Here is an 8,880-nt window from a genome sequence, read left to right as displayed (position 1 = left end):
GCTGGGCCTCGGCCCCCACCACGGTCCAGCGGCCGGGTCCCGCGGGTCGCAGACGCGGCCGGTCGGAGTCGTCCCAGGCCGCGTCCAGGACCGCCGACGCGCGGGTGAGCGCGTCCGGCGGCGGGGACCACTCCTCGCCGAGCACCGCGAGTGCGGCGGCGCCGCCCGCGCGCCAGGCCCGTACGGCCAGTTCCAGCTCGGCGGGCCGGCGTCCCGTCCCCGCGGCGAGACGGCCCGGGATCACGGATCCCGGCGCGGCGGCGGCCAGCCGTACCGCGTCCTGGTCCGGTGTCGGAACGCTCTCCGGCAGGAGCCGTTCGGGTCCCGGCGCGAGGGCCTCGGCGAGCATCCGGTGTGCGCGGGCGGCGGCATCGGCGGCCAGGAACTCCAGCGCGTCCGTGTCGATGCCCTGCCCTGCCCCGGTCTCGGTGTCCAGGGCGGGCGGCTGCCCCGGCTCGTCGGGAACCGGCGGGAGAGGGGGCAGCGGCGGCAGGATGTCCTGTGCCGCGAACGCCTCGTCGGCCCGCACGCCCTCCGCGCGCGGCTCCGGACCCGGCCCGGCGTTGAGCCGTCCGGACGCCCGCGCCGCACTGCGCACCTGCAACTCGTCGAGCAGTCCGCGCTCACTCCGCCCCCGCATCAGCAGCAGGACGAACGGGTCCTGGTCCAGCAGGCGCGCGACCTGGTAGCACAGAGCGGCCGTGTGCGGGCACAGATCCCACATCCCGCAGCCGCACTCCGGCTCCAGGTCGCCGATCCCCGGCAGGAGTTCGACCCCGGCCGTCGCCGCGTCCTCGACCAGCTGATGCGGCATCTCCCGGTCCAGCAGCGCCGCGATATGGCCCGCGCTGTCGACCGCCATGTCGAGAAAGCGGTCCCACGCGGCGTCGGTCAGCTCCGTCAGCAGCACGTCGCAGCGCTGCCCGGTGCCGTCCCGGTCCCGTACGACGGCGGTGATCCGGCCGGGACGCACCGAGACCGCTCCCACCGCGCCCGCGCGGGCCTGCCGACGGCCCTTCTTCAGCTGCTGGGAGTCGAGCGCCGTGTCCTCCAGGGCCTTGACCCAGGTCTGGCCCCACCAGGTCCCCGCGAAGCCGCGTCCGCTCGCGGGCGGGAGCGCGGCGAAGGTCCGTACGACCTCACCGGTCGTACCGGTCCCGCCGTTCTCACCGAACTCCCCGGCGTCACCGCCGTGGTCGCTGTCGTACGCGTCCGGCCGGGAGCCGCCGTCCGTGCCGTAACCGTCGTTCATCGCGCTCCACCCGCTCGCAGTTCCACCAGATCCGCCAGCTCGGCGTCGGTCAGTTCGGTCAGCGCGGCCTCACCGGCGCCCAGGACCGAGTCCGCCAGCTCCCGCTTGCGCGCCAGCATCCCGGCGATCCGGTCCTCGATGGTCCCCTCGGCGATCAGCCGGTGGACCTGCACGGGCCGGTTCTGCCCGATGCGGTACGCCCGGTCGGTCGCCTGTGCCTCGACGGCCGGATTCCACCAGCGGTCGTAGTGCACGACGTGCTCGGCGCGGGTGAGGTTCAGCCCGGTGCCCGCGGCCTTGAGGGACAGCAGGAAGACCGGGATCCCGCCGGCCTGGAACCGGCCCACCATCGCTTCCCGCTCGGCGACCGGCGTACCGCCGTGGAGGAACTGCGTCCGAACGCCCCGCGCCGCCAGATGCTGTTCCAGCAGCCGTGCCATCTGTACGTACTGGGTGAAGACCAGCACTCCCGCGCCCTCGGCGAGGATCGTGTCGAGGAGTTCGTCGAGCAGTTCCAGTTTGCCCGAGCGGTCCGCGATCGTCGGCCGCTCCTCCTTGAGGTACTGCGCCGGATGGTTGCAGATCTGCTTGAGGGCGGTGAGGAGCTTCACCACCAGACCGCGCCGTTCCATGCCGTCCGCCTCGGCGATCGCGGCCATGGTCTCGCGTACGACCGCCTCGTACAGACCGGCCTGTTCGGCGGTGAGCGACACGGCACGGTCGGTCTCGGTCTTCGGCGGCAACTCGGGTGCGATCCCCGGATCGGACTTGCGGCGGCGCAGCAGGAACGGCCGTACGAGCGCGGCGAGCCGCTGCGCCGCTGCCGGGTCGCCGCCCTCGGCCGACCGCGCGTAGCGGGTCCGGAAGGTGCCCAGGCGGCCGAGCAGCCCCGGTGTGGTCCAGTCGAGGATCGCCCACAGTTCGGAGAGGTTGTTCTCCACCGGGGTGCCGCTGAGCGCGACGCGCGCCTGCGCGCCGATGGTGCGCAGCTGACGGGCGGTCGCGGAGTAGGGGTTCTTCACATGCTGGGCCTCGTCGGCGACGACCAGGCCCCATGCGGTGCGGCCGAGCCGTTCCGCGTCCAGGCGCATCGTCCCGTAGGTGGTGAGCACGAACTCGCCGTCGGCGAGATCGTCGAGCCCTCGCGACGCGCCGTGGAAGCGCCGTACGGCGGTACCGGGCGCGAACCGTTCGATCTCGCGCTGCCAGTTGCCCATGAGCGAGGTCGGACAGACCACCAGGGTCGGCCCGGCGGCCGATTCCTCGGTCTGCCGGTGCAGATGGAGTGCGATGAGCGTGATGGTCTTCCCGAGACCCATGTCGTCGGCGAGACAGCCGCCGAGACCGAGGGAGGTCATCCGGTTGAGCCAGTTCAGTCCCCGGAGCTGGTAGTCGCGCAGGGTCGCGTCGAGCGCGGCGGGCGGGCCGATGTCGGGGGTCCCGCCCTCAGGGTCCGCGAGCCGGTCCCGCAGCCGCGCCACCCAGCCCGACGCCTCGACCTCCACCCGGCGGCCGTCGACCTCGGCCGAACCGGTCAGTACGGCGCCGAGCGCGTCGACCGGGGACAGCGTGCTGCCCTGGCTCCCGGCGGCGCGGCGGGCCTCCGCCGGGTCGATGAGCACCCACTGGTCGCGCAGCCGTACCAGCGGCCGGTTCGCTTCGGCGAGCCGGTTCAGTTCCTCCCGGGTCAGCTGCCGATCGCCCAGCGCGAACCGCCAGTCGAAGGAGAGCAGCGCGTCCGCCGAAAGGAACGACGGCAGCCCGGACTCACCCGTCTCGGTCCGGTCGTTCGCGGGTGGTCCGATCACGGCGCGCGCGGTGAGGCGGTGCGCCAGCTCCTTCGGCCAGTGGACCTGGACACCGCTGGTCGCCAGCGCCCGCGCGGCGTCGCCGAGCAGTTCGGTGACCTCCTCGTCGGCGAGGTCGAGCGCGTCGGGCACGGCGGCGTGCAGCAGCGGGGTGAGCGGCGGCCAGGCCCGCGCGGCACGCCGCAGCGCGAGCAGTCCGTCCATTCGGGCGCGCGGTCCGAACACCTCCCCGGGCAGCTCCCCGCCCGCCCAGACGTCGGCGGCGTCCGCGACGACGGCCGGGTCGCTGACGCTGTGCATCTGGAGTACGGCGCGGAAAGCCGGTTCCGGTCGCCCCTCCTCCCCGGTCGGCCGCTCACCCGTCAGATCTTGGTCCGTCAGCCCCCGGTCCTGGGCCGTGTTCCCGTGCTCGCCGGTGAGTTCGACGCGCAGGGACAGCCGTACGCCGGCGTCGTGCCCGGCGGCGATGTCCGCGGCCCAGGCCCGCAGCCCGGGCAGCCGCTGCGGCTCCCGCGCGGCGAACGCCTCGCCACCCGCGGCGAGCGGTGCGGCCGGGGTGCGCGGCATCCCGTCCGCCACGGCATCGAGGAACGACCGCAGCAGCCGCTCCGGTTCGGGCAGCAGGACCGGGCGGTCCGCGGTTCCGGGAGGTACGGGACCGGCGGTCGTGCCCGTCGTCACGGGACCGGTGGTCGTGCCCGTCGTCACGGGACCGGTGGTCGTGCCCGTCGTCACGGGACCGGTGGTCGTACGGGGCGATACGGGACCGGTGGTGGTGGCGGGCGGCACGGGACCGTCCGCCGTGTGCAGCGGTACGGCGTGGGCGGTCGGCGGCATGGCGGCCGCGAGGTTGCGGATCCGCTCCAGATCCCCCGGGGCCAGCGGCCCGACCCGCCACGCGTCGTGATCGGTGGCGGTCAACCCGGGCAACAGCAGCCCCCGGGCCACGAGGTGCAGTGCGAGGACGGACGCGGCGCCCCAGAAGGCGGTGGCGGGCGACGCGCCCGCATCGGTCCGTGCCCTGGTCAGCACGGGCAGCGCGGCCGCCACGGGCAACAGCAGCGCGGACACCGTACGGGGGCGGGCGTCGTTCCCGGCCACGGTCAGCGACTCGACCGCGTCGGGAGCGAGGCCGGGCACGCCGCCGTACGGTCGCTGTCGCCGGAGGTCGCCGCCGTCGGGATCCCAGAACGCGATCCGTCCGGTACGGGCGGGATCGCCGGGCAGGAACACCGCGTGGCACCGGGCGAGCGCGGAGACGGACTCGGGGGCAGGGCGGGGGACATCCTCCGGACGGTGGTCCATAGGGGCGGGAGGACCGTCGGAGGGGGAGGAACCGGGGTCGGATTCGAGCGGGGCACGGGCGTCGGGGGCAGCGGAGGCGGGGCCGGAACCGGCGGTCGGGAAGGGCGTTGCCGCGGAGGGGCTGTGCACAGCGATGACGCATTCCTCAAGTTTGACTAGTGCGGGGCGGGAGTCGCCGAGGATACTCCACGCGGGAGCCGGATGTGGCCCATGACCCTGTGACCCGTGTCACCCGCATTCTGTGGCACCCTGAGGGTGTAGCCAGCACCACCCCAGGGCGCGGGCTTGCCCCCTTGGGGTCCGGGTGGTGGCGCCATGGTCGCCGAAGGGCACCTTTCCCTACGTTTTCTCAGGTCAGCGCAGTCGCGCCTGCCCGCGCACCACAGACCGGAGACTGTATGCCCCAGGCCACCGTTCCTCTCGCGACCCCTCGTGGGGAACCCTCCGTCCCTTCCGCGATACCGGGATCCGCGTCATCGGCCGGGGGCTCCGGGGAACGTGGTCCCGGCCCCGGACCCGGTCCGGAAGAAGGACCCGGGAAGCATGGACCCGGTCCGGTGGGAGGCCCCGGTCCGGAAGCAGGCCCCGGACCGGTGGGAGGCCCCGGGCCCAAGCGGAACTCCGGGAGTGAGTTCTCCCCCCTCCTGCGCATCGTCAAGGAGCAGGGGCTGCTGGAGCGCCGCACGGGCTGGTACCTGCGCGCCATCGCCGTCAACCTGCTCGGTCTCGCCGCCGTGGTCACCGGCATGGTCCTCCTCGGCGGCTCCTGGTGGGTGCTCGTGCTCGCCCCGCCGCTGGCGCTGCTCTCGGCCCGTACGGGATTCTTCGCCCATGACGCCGGGCACTCGCAGATCAGCGGCGACCGCCGCAGGAACCGGACCATCCAGCTCATCCACGCGAATCTGTTCCTCGGGATGAGCCAGGAGTGGTGGAACGACAAGCACAATCGCCACCACGCCAACCCGAACCACATCGAGAAGGACCCGGACGTCGCCGCCGACATCCTCGTCTTCACCCAGAAGCAGGCCGTGGGCCGCGCCGGGTTCCGTGGCTGGCTCACCCGCCACCAGGCGTGGGTGTTCTTCCCGCTGACCACCCTCGAAGGCATCTGGCTGAAGATCTCCGGCTTCCGGGCCGTGTTCTCCTCGTCGTCCGCCGTGTCCCGCCAGTCCGGCCCGGCGCGCGCCGTCGAGGGCCTGCTGCTGGTCGGGCATGTGGCCGGATATGTCACGCTGCTGCTGACAGCCATGCCGATCGGCCAGGCCGTCGTCTTCGCCCTGATCCACCAGCTGCTCCTCGGGCTCCATCTGGGTCTGGCCTTCGCCCCGAACCACAAGGGCATGGAGATGCCCGACGAGGAGACCGAGCGGAACTGGGGGCATCTGCGCCGACAGGTGCTGACCTCGCGCAATGTCCGCGGAAGTCTGGTCACGGACTGGTTCCTCGGCGGCCTGAACTACCAGATCGAACACCATCTCTTCCCGAGCATGCCGCGGCCCCACCTCCGGCTCGCCCAGCCGCTGGTGCGTGCGCACTGCCGCTCGCTCGGCATCCCGTACACCGAGACGGGATTCATCGAGTCCTACCGGCAGGCGCTGGTCCATATGCACGAGGTCGGCGAGCCGCTGCGGGCCGAGGGGACGCAGGGTACGGAGCCCTGGGCCGGCAGGGAGGCCGCGCCGGGGCTGGGAACGGGCGCAGGAGCGGGAACGGTCGCGGGAGCGGGACCGGGAGCGGAGACGGGAACGGGCGCAGGAGCGGGGGGAACCGCGGGCGGGCAATCCGGCGGGCAGGGCGCATAGTGGAACTGTGATGCGAGCCCACACGTTCCATCAGCAGGAACGGCCAAGGCCGCGCAAGGAGGCGTCGAAATGTCGACACGTACAAAGGTTGTCATCGGGGGCGTGGCGGTCGGCCTGCTTCTGATACCGCTGATCGGATTCTGGTGGTCCCTGCTGGTCGTCCTCGGAGTGCCCACCGCGGCGTATCTGATGCTCGACCCCAGCCAGCGCCGCAGGCTGCGCAGGGTCTCCCGGAAGGAGATCGGCCGCTGATCCGGGGGAGCGGGGGCACCGGCCTCGGCGCCGCCCGCCAGGCGCGGGGTCCGGCCGGAGTCCGCGAGCCTCCCCGGGCCCCGGCGGACCGGCCGCGGTCGTCAGATCGGGCGCACCGCCAGCTTGTCGAGCGCTTCGAGCAGCCCGGGGAGTTCGGGCCCCCGGCCGACCGGGATCACCTCGCGCGGCTCCTCGTCCAGCAGGAAGAAGGCGATGTCATCGGTCCTGGCCACCATGGACCAGCCAGGCCCGTCGGCGCGCAGGGTCCGTGCGCCACCGGGTGCGAAACCGGAACGGACGCGGCCGACGGGCGGCGAGGTGACCGCGTAGGAGCGGGCGGCGTCCAGCGCCCGTCGCAGACCGGGGTGTGACATCAGGGGACTGTCTTCGTCCGCATGCGGACCCTCCCCGTCCGTATCCGGTGAAGCGAGTGCCCCGGCATCGATCTGTTCCCGCCACTGCGACCACTGGAGGGCGATCTCGTCCGCGCCCAGACGCCGCTGCGCCGGCCCCCAGCCGTCCGTGTCCGGCGGTGCGAGCGGCGGCAGGCCCCCGGTCTCGTCCGGGGCGGGATCGTGCGGCTCCGGCACCCCCGGCGCGGCGACCGCGACGGCCAGTGGCCAGCCGGGGAGGGCCACCACCACGGTGCGTTCGCCGGGGGAGAGATCGTGCTCCATACCGCAGTCCCAGGCCGCGATGGCGACGGCGACGAGCGATACGTCGTCCACCACGACCGTCCACCGGGCGCCGTTCGAATCCTGGCCGAGGACCAGTCCGTACCCGTCGGCGTAAGGCTCCAGCCGCAGCGCGGCGCACGCGGCGGGGAAGTCGTCACCGAGCACACTGGGGAACTGCGCCGGTGTCAGCAGCACGGCGGTCAGCACATACAACTCGCCGCCGTCGGCGGACTCTTGCGTCGTGGCCACATCACCCTCCCTTGGATCGTCGCGCCCCGGACGTTCCGCATCGGATGTCCTGCTCCGGATGTCCCGCTTCGGGTGTCCGCCCATCCGATCGTTCGTCGGCGCACCTTAGCCAGGGGGTGGCCCGGACGTCGAGAGTCCCCGCGCGACCGTCAGGCGGCGGGCAGGCCGAGCAGGCTCCGCGCCACGGTCCCCGGGGTCTCGTCGCGCTCGCGGGCGATGGCTATCACCGCACGGCAGGCCAGCTCGTTGACCCCGAAGGACAGCGCCTCGGGGGAGACCCACCCCCGGGCTTCGTCCATCCGGTCCTGGTCGTCCTCCGCACAGCCGGCGATATAGGACGCCGCGGCCTCGAACAGATTGTGCTTGCGCGGGCGTGTCGGTGTCACGGGCGCGGACGGCGCCCCGGCAGGGCGGCGTCCCACGAACCTGCGAAGTCTGCTGAACACGCGGACCACCTTCCCCGGGGCGGCGACGGCCGCCGACCTCTATGTCCTGCATTCCCTCCACGAGGCGGGTCCATGGCTGCGGCAAGGGATTCGGCTCATGCCGTACCCCCGGTCCGGCCGGGCGCCAGAGTGTTCCGGGCCGATGGGAATGATCTCCCCGGGTACGGACACGACCGCGTGATGTGCATGTTCGGGCGCCGCATGATCGTCCGGGAACATCTCTCTGTCATATTCCGTCAGCTTTCGAATGCGCCCCCTCCGCGCGCCCCCGACGGGTCTAGCGTCCCTGAACCATGGGACACCTGGACCACGCATCCTTCGGCCTGCTGACACCCGTGCTGTCGTACGCGATGGCCGTCATCGGCGCCGCCCTGGGACTGCGCTGCACTGTTCGAGCGCTCGGCGCGAGCGGTCGCGCACGCCGCAACTGGCTGATCACCGCCGCATCCGCCATCGGCACCGGAATCTGGACGATGCACTTCGTCGCCATGCTCGGGTTCGCCGTACGAGGCACCGAGATCCGCTACGACGTTCCGCTCACCATCCTCAGTCTGGTTGTCGCCATGCTGGTGGTCGGCGTCGGCGTGTTCTGCGTCGGCTTCGGCCGCAGCCGGGTGAAGTCGCTCCTGATCGGCGGATTCACCACCGGGCTGGGGGTGGCGAGCATGCACTACCTCGGCATGGCCGCCCTGCGGCTGCACGGCTCCGTCCGCTACGACCCGCTTCTGGTGGTGCTCTCCGTCGTGATCGCCGTGGTCGCGGCCACCGCCGCCCTCTGGGCGGCGCTCAACATCAAGTCACCCGTGGCCGTCGCCGTCGCTTCGCTTGTCATGGGCGCGGCAGTCAGCAGCATGCACTACACGGGAATGCTGGCGGTCAGTGTGCGGGTCGTGCCCGCGGACGGGGGGACCCTCGCCGGGGCCACGGCCATGCAGTTCATCTTCCCTCTCGCTGTCGGCCTCGGCTCCTACCTCTTCGTCACCGCCGCGTTCGTCGCACTCTCGCCGACGGCACAGGAGCACGCCGTCTACGCCTCCGCCGGGCGGCCGCCCGAGCCGGTACCGGCCGACGCGGCGGAAACCCTCAGGG

7 protein-coding genes are annotated in these 8,880 nt (G+C 72.8%); 3 read left to right on the top strand and 4 right to left on the bottom strand.

From position 1 onward, the window contains the following. Positions 1–1,252: SWIM zinc finger family protein (locus ACWF94_RS24745; protein WP_453492455.1), on the bottom strand; the 1,252-nt coding region annotated here is incomplete at its 3' end. Next, the gene (locus tag ACWF94_RS24740; protein ID WP_453492453.1) at positions 1,249–4,365 is read right to left on the bottom strand and encodes a DEAD/DEAH box helicase; all 3,117 of its coding nucleotides are present in this window, start codon (positions 4,363–4,365) and stop codon (positions 1,249–1,251) included. The genes ACWF94_RS24745 and ACWF94_RS24740, both read right to left, overlap by 4 nt. 593 nt (positions 4,366–4,958) lie before the next feature. Here ACWF94_RS24740 and ACWF94_RS24735 point away from each other — a divergent pair. Both ACWF94_RS24735 and ACWF94_RS24730 read left to right on the top strand, forming a co-directional pair. Next, complete coding sequence (locus ACWF94_RS24735; RefSeq protein ID WP_453492450.1) at positions 4,959–6,167, top strand: acyl-CoA desaturase; 1,209 nt, start codon at positions 4,959–4,961, stop codon at positions 6,165–6,167. A 69-nt stretch (positions 6,168–6,236) separates the two neighbouring features. Beyond that, entirely contained in the window at positions 6,237–6,419 is a 183-nt protein-coding gene (locus ACWF94_RS24730) for a hypothetical protein (protein WP_453492447.1), read from the top strand. Positions 6,420–6,520: 101 nt separating this feature from the next. Here ACWF94_RS24730 and ACWF94_RS24725 read toward each other — a convergent pair whose 3' ends face one another. Further along, positions 6,521–7,345, bottom strand: coding sequence for a hypothetical protein (locus ACWF94_RS24725; RefSeq protein WP_453492445.1), 825 nt, complete (start codon positions 7,343–7,345; stop codon positions 6,521–6,523). Between the two features lie 149 nt (positions 7,346–7,494). Continuing rightward, positions 7,495–7,791 carry a hypothetical protein gene (locus ACWF94_RS24720; protein ID WP_453492442.1) on the bottom strand — a complete coding sequence of 99 codons (297 nt, stop codon included), beginning with the start codon at positions 7,789–7,791 and terminating at the stop codon, positions 7,495–7,497. A gap of 293 nt (positions 7,792–8,084) precedes the next feature. Between ACWF94_RS24720 and ACWF94_RS24715 the strand changes: the two genes are divergently transcribed. Then, positions 8,085–8,880, top strand: a 796-nt coding sequence (locus ACWF94_RS24715) for an MHYT domain-containing protein (RefSeq protein WP_453492439.1), incomplete at its 3' end; no start/stop codon positions are given.

It is taken from the genome of Streptomyces sp. NPDC055078 (assembly GCF_053607985.1).
This window is presented reverse-complemented; position numbering and strand designations above follow the sequence as displayed.

Coding starts and splice junctions, on each gene's coding strand:
- ACWF94_RS24740 (WP_453492453.1), bottom strand. CDS start 4,365: ATGGACCACCGTCCGGAGGATGTCCCCCGCCCTGCCCCCGAGTCCGTC.
- ACWF94_RS24730 (WP_453492447.1), top strand. CDS start 6,237: ATGTCGACACGTACAAAGGTTGTCATCGGGGGCGTGGCGGTCGGCCTG.